We start from the raw sequence: 23,614 nt of genomic DNA, 5'->3' as shown, positions 1-23,614 counted from the left end.
CGGCATCCAAGATGCCGTTTTTTTATTTCGGGTGCCTAAGGCGGGTTGCCCAAGCTGGGCATAACCAGATTGGCGATTACAGCGTGCTGGTAAAAGTACGAGCGATCACGTCGCGTTGTTGCTCAGTTGTCAGCGAGTTGAAACGCACAGCGTAACCCGAAACACGGATTGTCAGCTGAGGGTACTTTTCAGGGTGCTTCGCGGCATCTTCCAGCGTTTCACGCTTCAGAACGTTCACGTTCAGGTGCTGGCCGCCTTCGATTTTTGCCGGTGCTTCGATTGGCAGTTCACGGTACTCGATGTCGCCCAGATCAGTAGCGGCAACAACCTGGTCGGCTTCAAAGCCTGCTGAAGCGGCTACACAGCGCGCTTCATTCTTGTCGCTGTCCAGGATCCAGATAGAGTTCAGTAGATCATCGTTTGCCGCTTTAGTGATTTGAATACCCTTGATCATGGCTTTCTCCTTCAGGGGGATGTCGTTAATTTTTTCGATTTTCGTGTCGAGCTGCGTATTATATACCCCGAGCCCCTTTTTTCTGTGTTGATTTAGATCAAATAACCACAAAAAACCACAAATAAAATAAGGCTGATTTTTTGAGCTTGGTCAATCAACCCTTAAATAAACTGGCTTTGTAATTGTTTTTGTCAACATTAAAAAATAGTTGAACGCTTATTTTGTTGTAAAATTACTACAAAATAAGCGGGGTTAAATCACTAACCCTAAGAAAAATGTGAGTCGACAGTGTCAGAATTGTCGTCGCAAACGTTAATCAGTAACGAGATTGAGTAGGAGAGCCATGAAGTTAATTGGCGCACATGTATCTGCCGCCGGTGGTGTACATCATTCCCCGGAAAATGCCCGCCAGATTGGCGCAAACGCCTTTGCCCTGTTTACCAAAAATCAGCGGCAGTGGGTGGCCAAGCCACTGACCGCAGATGTTGTGGCTGCGTTCAAGGCGCGATGTAAGCAATATGGTTTCGGGCCCGAATCCATCTTGCCTCATGACTCATACCTGATAAACCTGGGTGCTCCGGAAGCGGATAAGCTGGAGAAATCGCGCGCGGCGTTCATCGATGAAATGGAACGTTGCCAGCAGCTGGGGCTGACCCTGCTGAATTTCCATCCCGGCAGTCATCTGAAGAAAATCAGTGAAGCCGATTGCCTGTCGCTGATTGCAGAATCGATCAACCTGGCCCATCAGGTGGTGCCGGATGTTGTGGCGGTAATTGAGAACACGGCGGGTCAGGGGACGAATCTGGGCTGGCGCTTTGAGCATCTGGCTGAAATTATTGCGCAGGTTGAGGATAAAAGTCGGGTCGGTGTGTGTATCGACACTTGCCACACTTTCGCTGCCGGATATGATCTGCGCACTGAAACCGCGACCGATCAGACCTTTGCCGAATTTGATCAGATTGTCGGCATGCACTATTTGCGCGGTATGCATCTCAATGATTCGAAAGGCGGGCTGGGCAGTCGTTTGGATCGCCATCACAGCCTGGGTGAAGGGGAAATCGGCTGGGATTGTTTCCGTTATCTGATGCAGGACAGCCGGTTCGATAACATTCCGCTGGTGCTGGAAACCATCAATCCGGATATCTGGGCGCAGGAGATCGCGACCCTGCGTGCTTTCATCCCGGCATCGTAACGGGTCTGACGGTTATAGCAGCGACCTGCATAATCTCGGGTTGAGATGTGCAGGTTTGGCGCATGAGCGCCCCACCTCGGCGCACGAGTTGCGGGAAAAAAAGTGTCAGATACTTAATATATTGATTATTAATGGTTAATTATTTTGGCATCCTTTTTTCATAGGTTGTCTCAGTGATCATTGGCCGCAAGAATGAGGAGGCACTATGAATACTGAGATGATGATCCTGTGCTATGGCATATCCCGATTGCCTCAGGCATACCGTCATATCCAGGGACGTGGCCACTGGCGAACGCCAGTCCGTTCCAAAGTACGTCAGCAACCGGAATAATCGAGAGCGCCTGCGGGCGCTTTTTTTGTCTGCGGAAGGCTATACAATAGCGGCTCAATCACATGACAGGAGCATGATATGAGCCAACCGCTGACCTGGCAGCAAGTCATCACGGCTGAGCGCGAGAAGCCTTACTTTCAGCAAATCGAGCACTTTGTGGCGGCTGAGCGTGAGTCCGGCAAAGCCATTTATCCTCCCGAGGCGGAGGTGTTCAGCGCGCTGAACAGCACCCCGCTGGAGCAGGTGAAAGTCGTTATTTTGGGCCAGGATCCGTATCACGGGCCAGAGCAGGCGCACGGTTTGAGCTTTTCCGTTCGGCCGGGAATCAAAGTGCCGCCGTCGCTGGCAAACATGTATAAAGAACTGGCGACCGATATTCCGGGCTTCACGGCTCCCGAGCACGGCTATCTGCAAGGTTGGGCCGAGCAGGGCGTGTTGTTGCTCAATACGGTTCTGACGGTGGAGCAGGGCAAAGCGCATTCGCATGCCAAGATCGGCTGGGAGACGTTCACCGACCGCTTGATTGAAGTGATTAATCAGCAGTGCGAGGGGGTCGTGTTCCTGCTTTGGGGAGCCCATGCGCAGAAAAAAGGGAAGAAAATCGACACTGCCCGCCACCATGTGCTGCATTCAGCGCATCCGTCACCGCTTTCCGCGTATCGCGGATTCTTCGGCTGCAAGCACTTCTCTCAGACCAATAAGTTATTGGAGCAGATGAATAAATCGCCGATTAACTGGATGTTAGCCGATCGTACCTAATTGAGTGATTTGTGATGAAAGTGTGATCTTTTTGCGGGTTTGCTAATCGGGATCAAGGTGGGGATGCCATTCTGTGCTTACACTTTCAGTAATGGAAAGATGACTGGGAGGTAACGACAATGATGTTGGATGACATTCACACTGAGCATGGTTATATCATCCGTCTGCTCAATATTTTGCAACAAAAGCTGGATGCTATTCGGCAGGGACAGACGGTGAATTACACGCTGATCAAAGAGATCGTGGATTACCTGCAAAGCCATGCAGAACAGTGCCACCACCCGAAAGAAGATATTCTTTACCACTATTATCAGAGCCACTATGCCGATGATCAGGGTGACATGGCCAGTCTGGAGCGGGAGCACCAGGAGTTGGCTCAGCTGACCCACGAGTTTTCAGATACCGTCGAAATGATCCTGATGGATGCGGTTGTGCCGCTTGATGTATTTGCCGACAAGCTGAACGCGTTTGTCACCCGGCAGCGGGCTCACCTGGAATTTGAAGAGCAGAATGTCTTTCCGCGGATCCGGGCTAACTTCACCAAAGATGACTGGCTTGCCGTGTCCGGGCAATACTCACAGTGCGAGTGCGATCCTTTGTTTGGCTCTCAGGTCGCCGAACGGTATCGCGCGCTGTCAGAGCGTCTGCAGCGCCTGCCATAGTCAGTGGCAGTCCGTAATTGATCACACCCCGTAGTTAGTCGTTGGTTGTTAGTCGTTAATAGAGGCGGCCTCTGACATGAGCCAAACGCTGAATCGACCGGGGTGAGGGAATTCGCCCCGGAATACGGGCCGGGGCGCGAGTGACCGACAAAAGGAAAAGCGTGGCGTGTTGGTACGTAACCAGGTAAACACAAAGAGTCGGCACAGGCCGACTCTTTTTCGGTAAGCTGTGGATTAGATTAGAGATCTAATTCGTCATCTGATAAATCGCGGAACATGTCGATATCAGCAAGTTCGCGGCGTAGTCTTTGTTTGTCCTTCAATGCTTCAATTTCCCGCCACTTGCGTTTCACAGGCTTGCTGCGTGAGCTTCGGGTCGGCATGTCTGTTGCAAGAATGTCATCGAATGCGTAACTGTCCATAGAGCACCTCTTCCTCACAATCGGTCAGTAGTTAAATATCACAACAGGCCTAAAAATAAAATTGAAGTGTTTCACAATTGTTGCCAGCTGATGAATGTTTTATGTGTCAAACCTCGCAAAAACGTTTGGCTTGCGGAATATTTCACCACCTGGGGTGACCTCCTGATGTTTCAAAATCGGGATGCAGGGGCGATTTATAAGCACCTGACAGGCATAAAGCATGTCATCCGCCAATAATTTAGGGATGAGATATTGATTTTTGAGGGGTAAGTTTGCATGATCACCGCCCATCTGCAGTTAGCCCAAGTGCAATCGGTACGACCGGTTGTCGACAGAACCGGCCGTTATTTACAAATCAATAACAAGCTAACTGCGCTAAGTGAAGGTCTGAATGTTGCTCTGCAACCGGCTTTCGCTGCCATTTATCAAATAATAACACTAAGGTTGTAGCACTCTCCGTTGTTCCGGCGGTTTGCCCGTTTGGCTGAGGCTACATTTGTCTTTTCCTGACGGTTGCCATTTTTATGTCGCAGTCGTCAGTGTTCGAATGAATTGAAAGGGGTTGACGTGTCAAGTCAGATTAACTTTTTGAATGATCTGTTGTGGGGCTCCGTCCTGATATATCTGTTGATTGGGGTCGGCGTGTATTTCACTTACCGCCTGGGCTTCATCCAGTTCCGTCATTTCGGTCACATGTTCAGTGTCATGCGTAACAGCCGAAAGTCTGACGAGGCAGGTATTTCGTCGTTTCAGGCATTATGTACCAGCCTGGCAGCACGGGTGGGAACCGGCAACATGGCCGGTGTGGCCGTCGCGCTGACACTGGGTGGTCCGGGGGCGATTTTCTGGATGTGGCTGATTGCGATGCTGGGCATGGCCACGGCGTTTGCTGAAAGTGCACTGGCACAGTTGTATAAAACCCGCGATGACGATGGAAACTACCGTGGCGGCCCGGCCTATTACATGGAAAAAGGCCTGGGCATGCGCTGGATGGGGGTCGCCTTCTCAATCTGCCTGATCATTGCCTTCGGTCTGGTGTTTAACTCGGTTCAGGCGAACTCTATTTCTCAGGCGATGAATGTCGCGTTTGGCTGGAACCCGATGTATGTCGGGATCGGTCTGGTCATTATGGCGGGTGTGATCATTTTCGGTGGTCTGCGTGCCGTTGCCCGTACAGCTGAAATTCTGGTTCCGGCCATGGCCCTGTGTTACCTGGTGCTGGCGATGTTCATTCTGATGATGAATATTGAGAAGCTGCCGGATGTGCTGGGGATGATTTTCCGCAGCGCCTTCGGGCTGGAAGAAGCGGCCTCGGGGGCGTTGGGTTACACCATTGCCCAAGGGATGATCAATGGCCTGAAACGTGGCCTGTTCTCAAACGAAGCTGGGATGGGATCGGCACCTAATGCGGCTGCCTCGGCCACGCCTTACCCGCCGCATCCGGCCTCGCAGGGATATGTGCAGATGCTGGGGGTGTTTATGGACACCATCGTGATCTGCTCGGCGACCGTTGCCATTATTCTGATGTCTGGCGAATATGTGCCGCACAGCGAAATTACCGGTATTGAGCTGACTCAGCGCGCCCTGAGTTCACAGGTTGGCGGCTGGGGATCGATTTTCATTGCCGTGGCGATTTTCTTCTTTGCGTTTACCTCGCTGGTGGCTAACTACTCGTACGCTGAAACGAACCTGATCTTCCTGGAACACAACCACAAAGCGGGTCTGACTTTGTTCCGGTTAGTTGTGTTGGGTATGGTGATGTTTGGTGCAATGGCGGATCTGCCGACCGTTTGGGCGATGGCCGATGTGTCGATGGGTATGATGGCCATCATCAACCTGATAGCCATTGTGCTGCTGTCCGGTACGGTGGTGAAGCTGGCGCGGGACTATAACAAGCAGCTGGAGCAAGGCAAAGTGCCGACCTTCGACAGCAATGATTATCCGGAGCTGCATGCTCAGCTGGAAGAAGAAGGGATTTGGGACCAGTCCGGTAAGCAGTAAGCGCTTCCTGGTCACCACCACTTACCACACTGGCCATCGGCCAAGCAGATGGTTCTGATAGGAAAAACCACGCGGATTACGCGTGGTTTTTTTTTGCAATGCTGTTACCATTTTGTCGGACCTGAGCGCCTGATAAAGGAACAACTTATGCTAATTGTGGTATCACCGGCCAAAACCCTGGATTATGAATCGCCGTTGGCGACCCAGACTTACACCCAGCCGGAGCTGACTGAACATTCGGCTGAACTGATTGAAGTGTGTCGCGAACTGACCCCGGCGCAAATTGCGAGCCTGATGAAAGTCAGCGATAAAATTGCCGGCCTGAATGCGGCCCGTTTTGCTGAGTGGCAACCGGAATTTACCACTGATAATGCCCGTCAGGCGATCCTGGCATTTAAAGGTGATGTCTACACCGGGCTGGAAGCGGAAACGCTGGATGAAGACGGTTTTGCCTATGCGCAACAACACCTGCGCATGCTGTCTGGTCTGTATGGCCTGCTGCGCCCGTTGGATTTGATGCAGCCGTATCGCCTGGAAATGGGGACGAAACTGGAAAACCCGCGTGGGGTGAACCTGTACCAGTTCTGGGGCGATATCATTACAGATAAGCTGAATGCCGCGTTAGCCGCACAAGGTGACGATGTGCTGGTGAATCTGGCTTCCAACGAGTATTTCAAAGCGGTGAAGCCGAAGAAAATCGCGGGCAAGATTATTACCCCGGTGTTCAAAGACTGTAAAAACGGCACCTACAAAGTTATCAGCTTTTACGCCAAAAAAGCGCGTGGCATGATGGCGCGCTACATTCTGGATCACAAAGTGGATTCGGTTGAAGGCCTGAAAGCCTTTGATACCGCTGGCTATTATTTTGTACCGGCGGAGTCGACGGCAACGGAACTGGTGTTTAAGCGCGAAGAGCAATAAACCGGGCTGTTTCTGATATATCCGGGAAATCCGGGACGTCAGGAAAGTGGAGCGTGCGGCACACAGGCCGTGGATGAACAATCCGCAGGCAAACAAAAAGGCTGGTCGAAACCAGCCTTTTTTGATCCGGGTGCCCCGTCAGTAAGAGGGAGCACGTGTCCAGCAAATTACGGAAGAGTCGTTACTTTTTTACTTTCTTCTTTTTCGCTGCAGTGCCTTTGGCATCTTTTTTCTTTGTGTCTTTTTTCTTTTTCTTCTTCACCGTACTGGCTTTCTTGTGTTTCGGACGCATACCTTCGACGAAGCGCTCCGGCACATCTTCTTTCATGTAGCGGCTTACACGTTCGATTTGGCTTTGATCGTGCGCTTCAACCAGTGAGACTGCGGTGCCTTTCTTACCAGCCCGGGCGGTACGGCCGATACGGTGCAGATAGACATCTGCGGTACGTGGCATGTCGAAGTTGATCACATGGCTCACATCCGGCAGATCGATACCACGGGCTGCGACATCGGTCGCCAGCATGATATTGATGTCACCAGAGCGGAAACGGTTGATCGTGTTGTTACGCGATGCCTGAGCCATTTCACCCTGTAGCCAGCAGCAATTAATTTTCATCGATGCCAGTTGATCGCGCAGCTCGGCCAGGCGTTCACGGGTTTTGACGAAAATGATGGTGCGATCCGCTTCTTTCAGTACTTCCTGCAACAGCGCCAGTTTGTGCGCCATATCGTCACAACGGTAGTAGAACTGGTGGATTTTCTTACGCTCACGGCGCGGCGGCTCAGCGTTGACTTCTACCGGCTCATTCAAAATACCCTGTGAAAAGTCACGAACCCCTTTCCCTTCCAGAGTGGCAGAGAACAGCAGGCTCTGGCGACGCCAGCGACATTCATTGTGAATGCGTTCCACGATTTTACCAAAGCCCATGTCCAGCATGCGGTCGGCTTCGTCCAGAATCAGACATTCAATGGCGCGACAGTCAAAGCGCTCAGCTTCGATGTACTCCATCAGACGGCCCGGCGTGGCCACAACGATATCCTGGGTTTTACCCAGCAGCTCGGCGTGCTCGTCGTAAGAAATACCGCCGGTAATCGTGAAGATTTTCAGCGAAGTGTACTTAGCCAGGGCGCGAGCCTGATCGGCAACCTGAATGGCCAGCTCACGGGTCGGCGTCAGTACCAGTACGCGTGCAGGCCCCGGCTTCTTACGCGGGAAGTCCTGCAAATGCTGCAGCATTGGCAGAAGAAACGCGGCGGTCTTTCCGGTGCCGGTAGGAGCGGAAGCCAGCACGTCCCGCCCGTCCAGTGCGTGTGGGATTGCTTCGGTCTGGACCGCGGTTGGGCGCTCGTAACCGATCTCTTCAATGGCCTGCAACAGCTCACTATCTAATTCTAATTCGGAAAAGTTTCTCACCAGTCAATTCTCCTCGGGAATGCAGGACGACGGCCCTGATGGGGCGTCTCGTTGTGGTTCCGGTTTATTTGCCGCTTATCGCTTCGGCGGCAAGGGGCGGCATTATAGTGATTATTGGCGTAACTATCACCGATAAATATACAAAAAACTGCCGGCGATGGCGTCCGTTTCTGTCCGGCAGGGTTACATCCTCAGGTAAAACGCCTGTGTCAGCGCAATAAAATCCGCTGAATAGCTTCCCTGATGGTGGATCGCCAGCTGTTCGTTCAGGCACGTCCCGGCGGTGGGGGACAGTGCGATCAGTAAGCGGCTGACCGGTTTGTTCCCGGTCGTGCGCACTTCACATACCTTGCGGCAATGGAGCTTAAAGGTCTCTGCCATAGCGATGAACTGGCGGCCTTCATAATCCGGCAGAATCAGGCTGGCGGTGCCTTCCGGGGCCAGCAAGTGCCGCAAGGCGGTCAGCAGGGCCTGATGGGTCAGGCTGTCGGTGTGGCGTGCCGTGGCCCTGGCCTGGCAGTCAGCCTGCTCCCCGTGGTTGAAATACGGTGGATTACAGACAATGGCTGGGTACGCCCCGGCTGGCTGCGCTGTCGCCCAGGTTTGCACATCAGCATTGACTAGCGTCAGGCGAGACGACCAGGGGGAATCGGCAAAATTGTGTTGTGCAGCCAGGGCAGCACCGGCATCAAGCTCAATGGCGGTCACCGTCGTGTGCTCAGTCGTACGCTGGGCTGCCATCAGAGCCAGCAGACCGCTGCCGGTCCCAATATCCAGTACCGTATTTTTTGTGGCGGTCTTCCTGTCCTGACCAGCAAGGTCGGGTACGTGCGGTGCACTGGGAGGTAATTCCGCCCAGGCCCCCAGCAGCACACCGTCGGTGCTGACCGGCATTCCGCAGCCGTGATCATTGACGTGAAATTGTTTGAAGGTGAAGCCTTTTGCCATGGTTGTTTGAGGTTCTGTCACAATTTTGCAGATGATAGTAACGCGTCAAAAAAGAGAAGCAAGTTCAGTGATGAGCTGTTAACAGGTTGTTGAATAGGTTTTAATTCTGATGGTGATCTTTTATCGAATGCGTATGTGGTGGTTTATAGTTCCGTACTAGGTTTTGATTTTGGTTTGATATTCTGGTTTCAAAGGTGGCCAGCCAAAGATTGTGGTGTTTTTGTCTATTCCCTTGCTTATTGAATGCTTTTTCGTCATTATGCTGCGAGCAAGGTCACATTCAGCTTTTCATTTTTTGTGATCTCGATATTAAAAATATAAGCAAAACGCTAACACAACATTAATCCGTAAGAGTGGAAGGTGCAGTTTGAAAAAGTCACTCAAAGTCACTGATATCATGGCGATAGGTTTTATGACCTTCGCATTCTTCTTAGGCGCCGGGAATATCATATTCCCTCCGCAGGCCGGTCTGGCGGCGGGTGAGAATCTGCTACCGGCCATGTTTGGTTTCCTGTCTACCGCGGTGGGTCTGCCACTGGTCGGCATTATCGCGGTAGCGATTGCCGGTGGGGGCTGGAAAGGGCTGACACGTGATCTGCCACCGCAAGTGGCGACTCTGATGGCTGTGCTGATCTTCATTATTATTGGTCCCGCTTTTGCAGCACCGCGTACAGGTCTTGTGGCTTACGAAATGGCGGTGAAGCCGTTTATCCCTGAAGCAGGTCAAGTCAGCCTGACGCTGTTTTCGATTCTGTTTTTTGCCGTGGCGATGTTCTTTGCATGGTCTCGCGGTAAGCTGATTGACACTATCGGTAAGTTCCTGACGCCTGCCCTGTTTGCGGTACTGGCTGTTCTGGCGGTGGCTGTCTTCCTGTTCCCTCAGGGGGAGATTCAGGCGGCTCAGGGTGAGTACGCGAACATGGCGTTCACCAAAGGCTTCCTGGAAGGCTACAACACTATGGATACCTTTGCGGCCTTGATGTTCGGGATGCTGATTGTCGATGTGATTCGCAGCAAAGGCATTACTGACGAAAAAACCACTTGTACCTATCTGGTTTACGCAGGCTTGATTGCTGCTGCGGGTCTGGCATTTGTCTATGTGTCACTGTTCTATCTGGGGGCGACCAGCTCTGCAGTGGCGGCAGGTGCTGACAATGGCGGGACTATCCTGGCGAGCTATGTACAGGCACTGTTTGGCCCGGTAGGTCAACTGATCCTGTCTGCGATTGTGCTGCTGGCCTGTCTGACAACAGCCATTGGCCTGATCAGTGCGTGTTCTGATTACTTCAGCTCACTGACTAAGCTGTCTTATGAAAAATGGGTGGTGCTGTTGGGCGTGGTTTGTGCGGTAATCGCCAACGTAGGTCTGAGCCAGTTGATCTCCCTGTCAATTCCGGTTCTGTTTGCGCTGTATCCGGTGGCAGTCGCGCTGGTGGCCCTGACTTTTGTGCGTCGCTGGTTGCCAAATCCGCGTCTGGCATACCGTGTGGTGCTGTCGGTATCACTGTTGTTCAGCCTGATTGATGCCGGCAAATTTATCGGCATGGATCTAAGCGCGCTGAATATCCTGCCGCTGTTTGACTATGGCATGGCGTGGGTACTGCCAACGGCACTGGCACTGGTTGTGACTCGCTTCATTGGTTCGCCAGAGTCACAAAGCGAAGCCTCTGCGGCATAACGGCCCGTCCATCCAAGACGATCCGAACATAAAAAACGGGATGCTCAGGCATCCCGTTTTTGTTTCTGTCTTTTTATCCTGGGTTCCACACAGCAGCGCTTACAGTGTCTCGCTGTATTCCGTCAGGATTTGCTCACACCAGCTTGTGATACGCTCGTCACTCAGTTCGTACTGGCTGTCTTCATCCAGTGCCAGGCCGACAAAGAACTTGCCGTCTTCGGTCAGGGCTTTGGACGCTTCAAACGTATAGCCTTCATTTGGCCAGTAGCCAACAAAGTTTGCGCCAGATGGCAGCAGTTTGTCATGCAGCATACCCATCGCGTCGAGGAACCACTCGGTATACCCTTCCTGATCACCCAGGCCAAACAGGGCAATGGTTTTGCCGGTCAGATCCAGACCGTCAAGCTGTTCCCAAATGGCTTCCCAGTCTTCCTGCAACTCGCCGAAGTCCCAGGTCGAAATTCCCAGGATCAGCATGTCGTACTGGTTCATGGCGGTCAGGTCTGCTTCTTTTACGTTAAACACCTCAACCAGCTCCGCACCGATACACTCGCGGATTTTCTCTGCGGTCATTTCGGTATAGCAGGTGGTTGAGCCGTAGAATAGGCCAATCTTCATGCTGCGTATCCAATATTTTACAAAAAAGTGATAACGGGATTTTACCTATCCCCATCCCCTGATTGCCAGTTAAAGTTACTGTCGGTGGTTGTGGCGGCATGACGGCGTGATCTATCGACCTTCTACCGCGTGGTCACTACTGTATTTGGTTATCGCAGGCTGGTCCCGACGTTAAGGTTACGGGTTCTATGCCATGCGCTGGCGGAACGACATAAAATAGCGGCCATAACGGCTGCCATTACATTTTTGGTCAAAATCGACTACTATACAGATACTGTTTATTTATCCATGTGTTTGTACTTGCTCACAATCGTTCAGGTGCCTGTTTTTCAGGTACATATGTTTCACTTGCTCAGTGTTTTAGGTGCGCAGTGTTTCATTGGAATTGTGTTCAGGCGCATGGTGTTCAGGCAATAAAGTGTTCGAGGTAGTAGTGGAAAACGAGGCAGTGATTATCGAGCGGTTTCTCGATGCAATGTGGATGGAGCGCGGCTTGTCGGAAAACACGCTAGCGTCATATCGCAACGATCTCAAAAAGCTCGAAGGCTGGATTGATGACCAGGGGCTGACCCTGATAACCGTATCGGCAGACGATTTACAGCGCTATCAACAGTGGCTGTTTGATGCCGAGTACAAGCAGACATCCCGGGCCCGGATGGCGTCGGCGATTCGTCGCCTGTATCAGTACCTGCACCGGGAAAAGCTGCGTGATGATGACCCGAGTGCGATGCTGGTGAGCCCGAAACTGCCCAAGCGCCTGCCGAAAGACATTACCGAAGCCCAGGTTGATGCCCTGCTGGAGGCGCCGAACACGGACGATCCGCTGGAGCTGAGAGACAAAGCCATGCTGGAGCTGCTGTATGCTACCGGCCTGCGTGTGACTGAGCTGGTCAGCCTGACGATGGAAAATGTCAGCTTGCGTCAGGGGGTGGTCCGGGTGATCGGTAAAGGCGATAAAGAGCGCCTGGTACCGATGGGGGAGAACGCGATTGATTGGATCACTCAGTTCCTGCAATACGGCCGGCCTCAGCTGCTGGGCGAGAAAAGCTCCGATGTGGTGTTTCCGAGCCGCCGTGCCAAGCAGATGACGCGGCAGACATTCTGGCACCGGATTAAACACTATGCGGTGCTGGCCGGTATTGATGCCGAAACCCTGTCGCCACACGTGATGCGTCATGCCTTTGCCACACATTTACTGAATTACGGTGCGGATCTGCGGGTTGTACAGATGTTGCTGGGACACAGTGACTTATCGACCACCCAGATTTATACCCATGTGGCCACTGAGCGCCTCAAGCAGTTGCACGAAACTCACCATCCGCGTGCATAACAGAGGGATGGTGCGGGAATCATCCCGTTGAAGGGCTTCTTTTGTCGCATAAACGGTTACCGGGCGGGGTGTCTCAGCCGGAAGACTGGCTGTAGGTCTGCCGGATTGGTTATACTGATCAAGTCAGGAATTTTTTGTTCCGTTGAAATTTTTTCAGACACCCGTGGTCTTATCCCTCACAAGTGGGTATCGATTGGTCACAATCGCGCGGTATCCCTGTTTGGTCTGTTTTTATCTAATAGGAAAGGAAAGAGTCGAATGCACTTTTTGGGTCGTACGTTACTCGCTACTGCGGTGGCCATGACAGCTTTTGCCGCGTCAGCCAAGCCTGACGAAGCTGCCATTACAAGCAAACTGAGTGGGCTGGGTTTAGTGCCAGTAACGATCAGTGCTTCGCCGCTGCCTGGGTTGAATGAGGTAGTGACAGAGCGGGGAATAGTCTATGTCTCTGATGACGGCAAATACTTCCTGGCTGGTCACCTGTATCAGAATGACGGCGCAGAGCCAGTCAACCTGACTGAGCAGAAGATGGCCAAACTGAACAAAGACAAGCTCAAAGGCATGGAAGATGAGATGATCGTTTATCCGGCCAAAAATGAAAAATACGTGGTGACAGTGTTTACTGATACCACCTGCGGTTACTGCCGCAAGCTGCACAGTGAGATGCAAGCATACAACGATGCCGGTATTACTATCCGTTATCTGGCGTTTCCACGAGGTGGCGAGCGTTCGCGTAACTTTGGTGAAATGAGCGCGATCTGGGGGGCCAGTGACCCAGCCAAAGCCATGAACGATGCCAAGAACGGGACGTTTAATCCGAATGACGGCAAGAAACGTGATGATCTGGTGCGCAAGCATTACGAACTGGGCGTGGCAATGGGAGTCTCCGGTACCCCGGCGATGATTCTGGAAGACGGCACTATGCTGCCGGGTTACCAGCCGGCCCCAATGCTGCGTAAATTGCTCGACAGCCGCACCTGACAGCTAAAGCAGTTCGTCACAAGAGTACAAACGCCACGCCCGGAAGATGATTCCGGGCGTGTTTTTTCCGGTTGAAATTCCGGCGCGGCGGTTGCCCGTCTTTCCCGACTGTCTATAATATCTCCGCGGTCTGTCGTTGCGCTGATAAAAGCCCAAGTTTTAACCCCCCAAAGTTGTAAAGGCTCAAGCAGTTAAAAGCCAAAGCTGATAAAGCCAATGAACAAGCCACATGAACACACAGCGCAAACGGCGGTGCCTACAAGCACAGCGAAAGCGTACGATAAAAGAGCAAGACGAAACCTTGCCTATTTAACCTCTGCCGGTCAGTAGATAAGCCTGATGATTGAAATTAAGCGCCGCCCCGAGGCGGATACCAGCCAGTTCAGCGATGCTGTTCATCCCCTGTTACAACGAATTTATGCCAGCCGCGGTATCCGTAGTGAACATGATCTGGAGCGCGGCGTGCGCGGCTTGCACAGCTACAACCAGCTCCACGGTATTCAGCCAGCGGTTGAGTTGCTCAAACAAGCACTCAGCGAGCAGCGTCGTATCATTGTGGTGGGAGATTTTGATGCCGATGGCGCAACCAGCTCTGCTTTGTCGGTACTGGCTTTGCGTATGCTGGGCAGCCGGAATGTGGATTATCTGGTGCCGAATCGCTTTGATGACGGTTACGGTCTGAGTCCGGAAGTGGTGGAGCAGGCCGCTGCCCGCGGCGCGGAAATGATCATGACGGTAGACAACGGGGTGTCATCGCTCAGTGGCGTGGCGGCAGCCAAAGCCAAAGGGATTCAGGTGCTGGTGACCGATCACCACCTGCCGGGTGATACCCTGCCGGATGCTGATGCTATTGTGAACCCGAACCTGCATGAGTGTGATTTTCCGTCGAAATCCCTGTGTGGCGTCGGGGTGGCTTTTTATCTGATGCTGGCGCTGCGTGTCGCTTTGCGTGAGGCCAACTGGTTTGCCGAGCAGGGGATCGCAGAGCCGAATCTGGCTGAGTTGCTGGATCTGGTTGCCTTGGGCACGGTGGCAGACGTGGTGGCACTGGACGGCAACAACCGCATTCTGGTGCATCAGGGGTTGCAACGTATCCGGGCCGGCAAATGCCGTCCGGGCATCCGTGCGTTGATTGAAGTGGCAAATCGCGATCCCGCCAAGCTGGTGGCCAGCGATTTAGGCTTTGCGCTCGGTCCACGTATTAATGCGGCCGGTCGACTGGACGATATGTCTTTTGGGGTTGAGTTGCTGCTGTGTGACAACATTCAGGCGGCCCGACGAATGGCGGCAGAACTGGATGCCCTGAATCAGACCCGTAAAGAAATTGAGCAGGGGATGAAAGAAGAGGCGATGGCAATCTGTGAGCGCCTCAAGTTTAATCAGCAGGACATGCCTTTCGGCCTGGCGCTGTTCCAGCGGGATTGGCATCAGGGCGTGATTGGGATCCTGGCTTCCCGCATCAAAGAGATTTATCACCGCCCGGTGATCGCCTTTGCCGATGCCGGTAACGGTGAAATCAAAGGCTCGTGCCGCTCGATTCCCGGCTTGCACATGCGTGATGTGCTGGACCTGATTGATACCCAGAATCCGGGAATGATCAGTAAATTTGGCGGCCATGCCATGGCTGCCGGTCTGACGATTCCCGAAGAGAAGCTTGACGCGTTTACCAAGGCGTTTGATCTGGTGGTCCGGAATGAGCTGGATGAGGATGCCCTCAAAGGGGTATTGCTGACTGACGGTGAGCTGACGCCGCAGGAGCTGAACCTGCAAACCGCCGAGTTGCTGCGAGCCGGTGGGCCGTGGGGACAGCAGTTCCCGGAGCCGCTGTTCGATGGCCACTTCCGTTTGTTGCATCAGAAACTGGTGGGCGGCAAGCACCTGAAAATGATGCTGGAGCCATTGGCGGGGGGCAGCGTGATTGACGGGATCGCATTTAACGTCGATCTGCGCCGCTGGCCGGATGCGTCGGTTCAGCAGGTCGAGCTGGTTTACCGTCTCGACGTGAATGAGTTCCGCGGTAACAGTAACGTTCAGCTGCTGGTGGAGCACCTGTCAGCGCTGTAGCGTGCAGTACGAATCCGAGTGGCAAAGTCTCCGGGATATACAATATCTGGGGTATAAAATCTCAGGGTTGTAAAATCTTAGGACTGTAAAAGCTTAGGATTGTAAAAACTCAGGGGCGTTAGCCACTAGCATGGTTAACGCTCACTCGAGTCTGTGGTTGTGATGAGCACTTGCTGTTGAGTCCGGCGTAGTTCTCATGCTGTCACGGAAAGACGCTTTTTCTCCATGTTATCGTCTGCAAACGGCAGGGCTCAGCCCTGCCGTTTGCGTCTGTAATCCCTTGCCTTTTCACGGTAATGTTTTTTGCCTTGCATCCGCTATCGCAACCAAAGCCGAGCAAGGGGAAGTAAACAAAGTATGACTGAGTGGTAACGGCACTGTTTCAGCGCCTCAGGCGGAGAAGAAAATCGCTGATTCCTTTTCTTCCCCCCTGTATATTCTATCTACAATTCGATAGAATCCTTCGGTTATGTCCATTTCGGCTATGAAGAGTGGCAATGTTCGAGATTAATCCTATTAAAAACCGACTTGAGGATGTGTCAGCACGTACTGACGTCCTTAGGGGGTACCTTTGACTACGATGCTAAGAAAGAGCGTCTAGAAGAGGTTAATGCAGAATTAGAGCAACCAGATGTATGGAACGAACCTGAACGCGCCCAGGCGCTGGGTAAGGAACGTGCGGCACTGGAAGCGGTGGTAGATACTATCGATCAGTTGGATCAGGGCGTTGAAGACGTCGAAGGTCTGCTGGAGCTGGCGGTAGAAGAGAACGATCAGGAAACGTTTGACGAAATCGAGCCTGAGCTGAAAGAACTGGAAGACAAGCTGGAACAGCTGGAATTCCGTCGCATGTTCTCCGGCGATCACGACTCGTCAGACTGTTATATTGACCTGCAGGCGGGCTCGGGTGGTACCGAAGCTCAGGACTGGACGTCAATGATGTTGCGCATGTACCTGCGTTGGGCAGAAGCCAAAGGCTTCAAGACCGAAGTGATTGAAGTGTCTGAAGGCGACGTGGCTGGTCTGAAGTCGGCAACAGTCCGCATCAGCGGCGAATATGCTTACGGTTGGCTGCGCACAGAAACCGGTGTTCACCGTCTGGTTCGTAAGTCACCGTTCGACTCCGGCGGCCGTCGTCATACCTCTTTTGCCTCGACGTTTGTTTATCCGGAAGTGGATGACAATATCGATATCGATATCAACCCGTCGGATCTGCGTATTGACGTATACCGTGCATCCGGTGCCGGTGGTCAGCACGTAAACACCACCGAATCTGCGGTACGTATTACGCACGTGCCAACCAATACTGTGGTGCAGTGTCAGAACGACCGTTCTCAGCACAAGAACAAAGATCAGGCGATGAAGCAGTTGAAAGCAAAACTGTTTGAGCTTGAAATGCAAAAGCAAAATGCTGAGAAGCAGGCCAATGAAGATGCCAAGTCTGACATTGGTTGGGGTAGCCAGATCCGTTCATACGTACTGGATGACTCACGCATTAAAGATTTGCGTACCGGGGTGGAAAATCGAAACACCCAGGCAGTTCTAGACGGCGATCTAGACCGTTTTATTGAAGCCAGCCTGAAATCGGGTCTGTAACCGAGTTCGGTTAATGTATTTAAGGGTTCACCCATGACTGATCAATTACAAGATGAGAATAAGCTGATTGCTGAACGTCGCGCGAAACTAGACAGAATCCGCGAAGGTTGTAAAGCAAACGGCCACCCAAATGATTTCCGTCGCGATAGCCTGGCTGCTGATCTGCAAGCTCAATTTGGTGAGCTGAGCAAAGATGAGCTGGAAGAGGCGGGCAACGTTGTTGCTGTAGCTGGCCGTATTATGGCTAAGCGTGGCCCATTCCTGGCGATTCAGGATGTCTCTGGCCGCATTCAGGTTTATGCTGACAAAGAAGTGCAGAAAGAGCTGAAAGAGAAATACTCTGGTCTGGATATCGGTGACATCATCGGTGTGAAAGGTACGCTGCACAAGTCAGGTAAAGGTGACCTGTACGTCAACATGAACGAGTACGTCCTGCTGACAAAAGCACTGCGTCCTCTGCCAGAAAAATTCCACGGCCTGACTGACCAGGAAATGCGTTACCGTCAGCGTTACGTTGACCTGATTGTTAACGAAGATTCTCGTAACGCCTTCGTGGTACGTTCTAAAGTAGTATCGGCGATCCGTAACTTCATGGTGGAAAAAGGCTTCATGGAAGTCGAAACCCCAATGATGCACGTGATCCCAGGTGGTGCAACAGCTCGTCCGTTCGTGACTCACCACAATGCGCTGGATATCGACATGTACCTGCGTGTTGCGCCTGAGCTGTACCTGAAGCGTCTGGTTGTTGGTGGCTTCGAGCGTGTGTTCGAAATCAACCGTAACTTCCGTAACGAAGGTCTGTCTCCGCGCCACAACCCAGAATTCACGATGATGGAATTCTACATGGCGTACGCAGACTACAAAGATCTGATGGATCTGACGGAAGAGATGCTAAGCAAAATCGCACAAGACGTACTGGGTTCAACCAGCATGCCTTACGGCGATGAAACCGTTGAGTTTGCCGGTCCTTACGCTCGCATGAGCATGCTGGAAGCGATCAAGCACTACAACCCGAACCACGCTGATATTCAGGCGCTGGACTACGACAAAGTTCAGGATCGTGACCACATGATTGCGATTGCGAAGTCTGTTCACGTGGAAGTGGAAGATTTCTGGACTTGTGGCCAGCTGCTGGAAGAGATCTTTGGTGAAACGGCGGAACCTAAACTGATTCAGCCAACGTTTATCACGGGTTACCCGGCGGATATCTCACCACTGGCGCGTCGTAACGATGATTTCCCGTTCATTACTGACCGTTTTGAATTCTTCATCGGTGGTCGTGAAGTGGCGAACGGCTTCTCTGAGCTGAACGATGCCCAGGATCAGGATTCTCGTTTCAAAGCACAGGTTGAAGCGAAAGATGCAGGCGATGACGAAGCGATGTTCTACGACGCCGATTACATCACTGCGCTGGAGCACGGCCTGCCACCAACAGCAGGTCAGGGTATTGGTATCGATCGTCTGGTGATGCTGATGACCAACACGCACACCATCCGTGACGTGATTCTGTTCCCGGCGATGCGTCCACAAGTGAACTGATTTCTCGCGGAATGATTATAAAAGCCACCCACCCGGGTGGCTTTTTTCTTTCTGTTTGATATGTCTCATCTTTTTTCTTCTGTGTCTGTAAAATATTGCTTATATAAAACGAGTATCTTATTGTGATCAGGTGAAAGAATGTACCGAAAAGCTTCCCTTGTTGCCGCCTGCGTGCTGTTTTCCGGCTGTATGACCACCCAGCTAATGCCACCCGCTTCCGATTTTGCCAGCCAGGTGCCTGCTAAGTTGAACGAGCAACTTAAACGGCTGAATGATGAACCTGCTGTGCCATTTCGCGGCGGAATGCAAACTTTTCACTATGATGAAGACACCGCATTGTTAACGCTCATCTATCGCTTACCTAACCCTCGGTGGACTTGGGGAATACATCAAGCTGAAACGGAAGCAGAAATATTTCCTAAGCTCTGCAAGAATTTTGGAGCCGCTATTGACCATGGGTTAGGTGTTCGAGCCTGGTTTGCGGGGAATGGGAGTTTTGAAACGGAGGTACTGACCCCGGAAATTTGCCAGACCCACCTTGCCTCTGCCAAAAACTGACCGCCGTTGAAACGGCTCAACGGGGCCGTTTCAGTTGTGAACACAAGGTTTTTCAGCGTCAGAGTTTTACTTACTTTTGCTTCCTTTTTGCTTTCCCCAATCCTCCGTTATTTGCATTTATTGTCTGTTTCTTCATAAAAGAAAAAGAGTTTCCAATAGTGAAAATTGGGCAACTTTTGCGCAAGTTAGTAAATTTCCGCTGTGACACCATTCACACTCTTTAACATTTATGAATGAGTGAATAAAACGGTGTTCTTGGTTAATCATGCTGTCTTGTTTATCAGTAAGCTATGGATATTTAAATGCTTTAGTGACTTCATCTGTTATTTGTGTGATTTAAAAGTGTTTGTTTTGGGTTTTTGAAATGTAACTCCAGTGTAAATATTTCGCTTTTTCCGGAAAAGCATCTGTGTAAAATGTCGCCGTATCCCGCGGTTAACAGCGGGAGCAGGACGTTAAATACACATATACAAGCACAACAGACTGGAGATGGACGATGAACAAATCGCTATCAGGAAAGATTTTTACAGGCTTGTTTGCCGGGCTGATTCTCGGCACGGCCATTCAATACCTGTTTAGTGGCGTAACGCTGATGGATACCTATGTCCTAGGGGCGGCGGAAGGGGTTGGTGGGATGTTTGTCTCATTGATTAAACTGCTGGTCGTGCCTCTGGTTTTCGTATCTATTGTCTGCGGTATCGTGGAGCTGAAGGACATCACTGCATTTGGTCGCCTTGGTGGAAAAACTTTTACCCTATACATTTTAAACACCATCATTGCGATTACAGCAGCACTGACCGTAGGGATGATTTTCCAGCCGGGCGCTGGTGCTAATCTGGCAGGTACGGTATCCGAAACGGTTACGCTGACTACCACTGAAACCCCTGATATTTTCTCACTGATTGTTAATATCGTACCAAGTAATCCAGTACAGGCTTTTGCTAATGGAGATATGTTGCAGATTATCTTCATGGCGATTCTGACAGGTCTTGCCATTCAGGCTCTGGACTCGCGCGGTGGCCCGGCGATCCGCACTTTTAAAGTGGCGAATGAGCTGATGATGAAGCTGATCGTGCTGGTCATGAGTCTGGCTCCATACGGTGTATTTGCCCTGATGGTACAGTTGGGCGCGACACTGAATGCTGAAACGCTGATGTCAGTCGCGGGTTACGTGGCACTGGTTATTACCATGCTGGTATTCTGGATCTTCATTTTCTACCCGATGGCTGTAGGGCTGACAACTGGTATCAAACCGATGACTTTCCTGCGCCACACCCGTGAGCAGATCCTGTTCTCGCTGTCGACAGCCAGTTCGAATGCCACCATCCCGGTGACGATGCGTACACTGACTGACAAACTGGGGGTTTCAAAATCGGTTGCCGGATTTGGTGTGCCACTGGGCGCGACCATGAACATGTCCGGAGTATCGATTTACATCACGCTGGCAACCCTGTTCGTAGCCAATGCGTTCGGCCAGCCAATTAACAGCGCCGATGTGGTGACACTGGGTCTGACCATCCTACTGCTGTCGATTGGTGCCGGTGGTGTACCGGGTGGTGGCGTGGTAATGGTGGGCGTGTTGCTGCACCAACTGGGTCTGCCACCAGAAGGCCTGGCGATTGTGGCTGCTGTAGACCGTATTAATGACATGTTCTGTACCAGCTCAAACGTTGTGGGTGATACTGCGGTTAACACCATTGTGGCCAAAACCGAGAATGAAATTGATGCTGAACTTGATGAGCCTGAAGTCATTAAAGTGAGTTAAGTCACAAACCCTACCGGAAAAAAAAGCGCCTGCGGGCGCTTTTTGTGTTTTGGTACCACAATTTTTTGTATCAATACGGTTAGTTACAAATTTGATAGTAAACAAGTTGCATTTGATCGGGTAGGCAACATAAGATCCTTACTGGCAGAAACTCCCCGTCATGGTATGACTGCATGACAGGGCGCCACGATAATGCTGGCTCTGACACGGGAAAGGTACGCTGAATGGACAAAGTGAAGAAAAATAACTCGTTGCTTGGAACACTCCTGGTGCTGGGAAGTGGGGATATTCCCTGGTCGACTGCCCTGGAACGTGCCGGCTGGCTTTGCCATCGATGTGATGATCTCCGGGCGGCTGAAAACCTGTTGCTGGAAACCGGTCCCTGTATCGGGGTTGTCGACCTGACCCGTGATGATTTCAGTTTGCAGGGAATTGCCGGTGTGATTACCCGCAACAAGCAGGCGCGTTGGCTGGCTCTGGTCCGGGATGATCAACTGCAGCACGATGCTATCTGCCAGTTTATCGTCAGTTTCTGTATCGACTATTTCACGGCGCCGGTACCTGAATCTCAATTGCTTAAAACGATCGGGCATCAGCTCGGGATGCTGCGGCTTGAGCGGCGGGTCTGGCCTCAGTTAGGGCAGTTTGGTCAACATGGCTTGCAGGGTGAACAGACGGCCATGAAAAAACTGCGTCATCAGGTCAAACGGCTGGCGATGTCAGATATGCCGGTACTGATTCAGGGAGAAATCGGCACCGGAAAAGAGCTGGTGGCGCAGGCGATTCATCAGGCATCGACCCGCTCAAAAGGGGCGTTTGTCATTGTGAACTGTGAATCCCTTGATAGCCGCTGGATGCTCGAAGCAAACAGCAATCAGCCAGAGCGTTGTTGTTTTGATGCGGCAGACAATGGGGTGCTGTATCTGGACGAAATTTCTGCGCTCAGTCCTGCGCGACAGCAGGAGTTATTGCGTTTGCTGAAAGATGAACGCTTTACGACCGAGTGCGGGCGAGTGATTGATCTGCGTTTTCGGTTGATTGCAGCGACCCGCTATACCCCGGAGGAGTTGCTGGAATCGGGTTGCCTGCGGGAAGAGCTTTATTACCGCCTGAATATCCTCAGCCTGACTGTTCCGGCGTTGCGGGAGCGAGGGGACGATATTGTGCTGCTGGCGGAGTACCTGCTGCTCAAATTTGCCCGGCAGTACAACAGCCCGGTCAAGCATATCACCGAAGAGGCTAAACGCCTGATCAGCAGTTATTCGTGGCCCGGTAATGTGCGAGAACTGATCAGCCAGATTAAGCGGGCAATCCTGCTGGCTGATGGCAAAGAACTGGACGACGAGCATTTTGATTTACCGAGGCTGGCGGATGATCGCCAAAGTCTCAAGAAAATCCGTGAAGACTCCGAACGTGGTGCCTTGCTAGCCGTACTGGAAAACAACAAAGGCCAGATTTCAGCCGCGGCCCGTGAGCTTGGGGTCTCGCGGGCGACCATGTACCGGTTGCTGAATAAGCACGATCTGGTGCCCCCGCCGCGACATTTCCGGCAAAGCTGAACCGTTCGATGCTCTGTGTTTCATATGTGAGCCGGAGTATCCAGCCTGATTTCTCACCGGTGCACCACGATTACCGGAAGATTATCGTGTAATTTTTGCTGTAGCGAATATCTGCTTGTTTTGTAAGCGTGTTTGTTTACAATAACTCCATATTTCACATCTTTATAACTTATTACCGGAGGAACAAGTGATGCAAAATCTACTGAATACAAAAAATTGTTCTTTCGGTGATACCCCGTTCAAACAATTTCACTAACGGCAATCCGCTGTGTAAATGGGCCGCGGATACCTGTCGCGGCTAGTTAAGTCTTTTTTGCTTAAGTTGTCAGCCTGAAACGGCAGTGTTTTCGCGTCCCTCCAATACTCTTAACCTTTATGGAGAGCACGATAATGCGCCAATCAGTCTATTTACGTCTTGCTGTTTTCTTTATCCAACTGGATCTGCAACGCGAAGCCGCCCAATGGCGTCATGAGCACCGCCGTATCCAGGTACATATTCCACACCTGTCGGTCCATATACGTCGTGATATCGGCATCGACAAGGAGCAATTTATTGCGTCGGATCGTCTGCTGACCCCGGCTGGACGCAAAACTCAGCGTCTGCGCAACAAGTATCGATCGAGACTTGTAACGTAATAGTGTCCCCGTCGGGAAGACTTGGCGGGGATACGATTTTGACGGTTTATCCCTTGCAACACTTCACAACGATTTGCGACGAAAGGCATCTGGTGGCGGGGAAGGGGAATCATTAAAGTGAAAACTATCAACTCATATTGATTGGGTTGGTTGAGCTGATGTCATACTGCCCCCGTTTTTACGGGG

General features: G+C 51.8%; 21 protein-coding genes. 16 read left to right on the top strand and 5 right to left on the bottom strand.

Features of this window, described 5'->3' with window-relative positions; genetic code table 11:
- Window positions 1–76 precede the first annotated feature (76 nt).
- Complete coding sequence (grcA, locus tag FH974_RS13230; protein WP_047886453.1) at window positions 77–454, bottom strand: autonomous glycyl radical cofactor GrcA; 378 nt, start codon at window positions 452–454, stop codon at window positions 77–79.
- A gap of 343 nt (window positions 455–797) precedes the next feature.
- Between grcA and nfo the strand changes: the two genes are divergently transcribed.
- The 4 genes from nfo (at window position 798) to FH974_RS13215 (ending at window position 3,398) form a co-directional block, all read left to right on the top strand.
- Window positions 798–1,646, top strand: coding sequence for a deoxyribonuclease IV (gene nfo, locus FH974_RS13225; protein WP_047886454.1), 849 nt, complete (start codon window positions 798–800; stop codon window positions 1,644–1,646).
- A 205-nt stretch (window positions 1,647–1,851) separates the two neighbouring features.
- Window positions 1,852–1,977: a hypothetical protein gene (locus tag FH974_RS26330; RefSeq protein ID WP_273858543.1), complete on the top strand. Its 126-nt coding sequence runs from the start codon at window positions 1,852–1,854 to the stop codon at window positions 1,975–1,977.
- Between the two features lie 78 nt (window positions 1,978–2,055).
- On the top strand, window positions 2,056–2,736 hold the full coding sequence (ung, locus tag FH974_RS13220) for a uracil-DNA glycosylase (RefSeq protein WP_047886455.1): 681 nt from the start codon (window positions 2,056–2,058) through the stop codon (window positions 2,734–2,736).
- Between the two features lie 119 nt (window positions 2,737–2,855).
- On the top strand, window positions 2,856–3,398 hold the full coding sequence (locus FH974_RS13215; protein ID WP_047886456.1) for a hemerythrin domain-containing protein: 543 nt from the start codon (window positions 2,856–2,858) through the stop codon (window positions 3,396–3,398).
- A gap of 239 nt (window positions 3,399–3,637) precedes the next feature.
- Here FH974_RS13215 and FH974_RS13210 read toward each other — a convergent pair whose 3' ends face one another.
- Complete coding sequence (locus FH974_RS13210; RefSeq protein WP_047886457.1) at window positions 3,638–3,820, bottom strand: DUF3545 family protein; 183 nt, start codon at window positions 3,818–3,820, stop codon at window positions 3,638–3,640.
- 567 nt (window positions 3,821–4,387) lie between these two features.
- Here FH974_RS13210 and FH974_RS13205 point away from each other — a divergent pair.
- Both FH974_RS13205 and yaaA read left to right on the top strand, forming a co-directional pair.
- The gene (locus tag FH974_RS13205; RefSeq protein WP_047886616.1) at window positions 4,388–5,821 is read left to right on the top strand and encodes an alanine/glycine:cation symporter family protein; all 1,434 of its coding nucleotides are present in this window, start codon (window positions 4,388–4,390) and stop codon (window positions 5,819–5,821) included.
- A gap of 147 nt (window positions 5,822–5,968) precedes the next feature.
- A complete protein-coding gene (yaaA, locus tag FH974_RS13200; protein WP_047886458.1) occupies window positions 5,969–6,742 on the top strand; it encodes a peroxide stress protein YaaA in 774 nt (257 codons plus the stop codon).
- Window positions 6,743–6,923: 181 nt separating this feature from the next.
- Here yaaA and srmB read toward each other — a convergent pair whose 3' ends face one another.
- A complete protein-coding gene (gene srmB / locus FH974_RS13195; protein ID WP_047886459.1) occupies window positions 6,924–8,156 on the bottom strand; it encodes an ATP-dependent RNA helicase SrmB in 1,233 nt (410 codons plus the stop codon).
- A 183-nt stretch (window positions 8,157–8,339) separates the two neighbouring features.
- Entirely contained in the window at window positions 8,340–9,104 is a 765-nt protein-coding gene (locus FH974_RS13190) for a tRNA1(Val) (adenine(37)-N6)-methyltransferase (protein WP_207103720.1), read from the bottom strand.
- A 367-nt stretch (window positions 9,105–9,471) separates the two neighbouring features.
- Here FH974_RS13190 and brnQ point away from each other — a divergent pair, with 367 nt between their 5' ends.
- Entirely contained in the window at window positions 9,472–10,782 is a 1,311-nt protein-coding gene (gene brnQ, locus FH974_RS13185) for a branched-chain amino acid transport system II carrier protein (RefSeq protein WP_207103339.1), read from the top strand.
- A 99-nt stretch (window positions 10,783–10,881) separates the two neighbouring features.
- On the opposite strand, the gene fldB is transcribed toward brnQ, so the two are convergent.
- Entirely contained in the window at window positions 10,882–11,400 is a 519-nt protein-coding gene (fldB, locus tag FH974_RS13180) for a flavodoxin FldB (protein ID WP_047886462.1), read from the bottom strand.
- 433 nt (window positions 11,401–11,833) lie between these two features.
- Here fldB and xerD point away from each other — a divergent pair, with 433 nt between their 5' ends.
- The 9 genes from xerD (at window position 11,834) to FH974_RS13135 (ending at window position 23,428) form a co-directional block, all read left to right on the top strand.
- Complete coding sequence (gene xerD, locus FH974_RS13175; protein ID WP_047886617.1) at window positions 11,834–12,730, top strand: site-specific tyrosine recombinase XerD; 897 nt, start codon at window positions 11,834–11,836, stop codon at window positions 12,728–12,730.
- A gap of 258 nt (window positions 12,731–12,988) precedes the next feature.
- On the top strand, window positions 12,989–13,711 hold the full coding sequence (dsbC, locus tag FH974_RS13170) for a bifunctional protein-disulfide isomerase/oxidoreductase DsbC (protein WP_047886463.1): 723 nt from the start codon (window positions 12,989–12,991) through the stop codon (window positions 13,709–13,711).
- Between the two features lie 339 nt (window positions 13,712–14,050).
- On the top strand, window positions 14,051–15,775 hold the full coding sequence (recJ, locus tag FH974_RS13165; protein ID WP_047886464.1) for a single-stranded-DNA-specific exonuclease RecJ: 1,725 nt from the start codon (window positions 14,051–14,053) through the stop codon (window positions 15,773–15,775).
- A 497-nt stretch (window positions 15,776–16,272) separates the two neighbouring features.
- Window positions 16,273–17,371 (top strand): peptide chain release factor 2 gene (prfB, locus tag FH974_RS13160; protein ID WP_107193815.1). Its coding sequence is split into 2 segments (ribosomal slippage): window positions 16,273–16,347 and window positions 16,349–17,371, totalling 1,098 coding nucleotides; the frame shifts between segments, so codons are not numbered across the junction.
- A gap of 33 nt (window positions 17,372–17,404) precedes the next feature.
- Window positions 17,405–18,910, top strand: coding sequence for a lysine--tRNA ligase (gene lysS, locus FH974_RS13155; protein WP_207103338.1), 1,506 nt, complete (start codon window positions 17,405–17,407; stop codon window positions 18,908–18,910).
- 138 nt (window positions 18,911–19,048) lie between these two features.
- Window positions 19,049–19,468, top strand: a complete 420-nt coding sequence (locus FH974_RS13150; RefSeq protein ID WP_047886466.1) for a hypothetical protein — start codon at window positions 19,049–19,051, stop codon at window positions 19,466–19,468.
- A gap of 496 nt (window positions 19,469–19,964) precedes the next feature.
- Window positions 19,965–21,233, top strand: a complete 1,269-nt coding sequence (locus tag FH974_RS13145) for a dicarboxylate/amino acid:cation symporter (protein ID WP_207103337.1) — start codon at window positions 19,965–19,967, stop codon at window positions 21,231–21,233.
- A gap of 224 nt (window positions 21,234–21,457) precedes the next feature.
- Window positions 21,458–22,792: a sigma-54-dependent transcriptional regulator gene (locus FH974_RS13140; protein WP_047886468.1), complete on the top strand. Its 1,335-nt coding sequence runs from the start codon at window positions 21,458–21,460 to the stop codon at window positions 22,790–22,792.
- Window positions 22,793–23,182: 390 nt separating this feature from the next.
- Window positions 23,183–23,428 carry a hypothetical protein gene (locus FH974_RS13135; RefSeq protein ID WP_047886469.1) on the top strand — a complete coding sequence of 82 codons (246 nt, stop codon included), beginning with the start codon at window positions 23,183–23,185 and terminating at the stop codon, window positions 23,426–23,428.
- Window positions 23,429–23,614 lie beyond the last annotated feature (186 nt).

Source organism: Photobacterium ganghwense, assembly GCF_017329545.1.
In the GTDB taxonomy this organism is placed as follows: Bacteria; Pseudomonadota; Gammaproteobacteria; order Enterobacterales; family Vibrionaceae; genus Photobacterium; species Photobacterium ganghwense.
The sequence above is the reverse complement of the archived record's forward strand: the minus strand, read 5'-3'. Positions and strand labels throughout refer to the sequence as shown.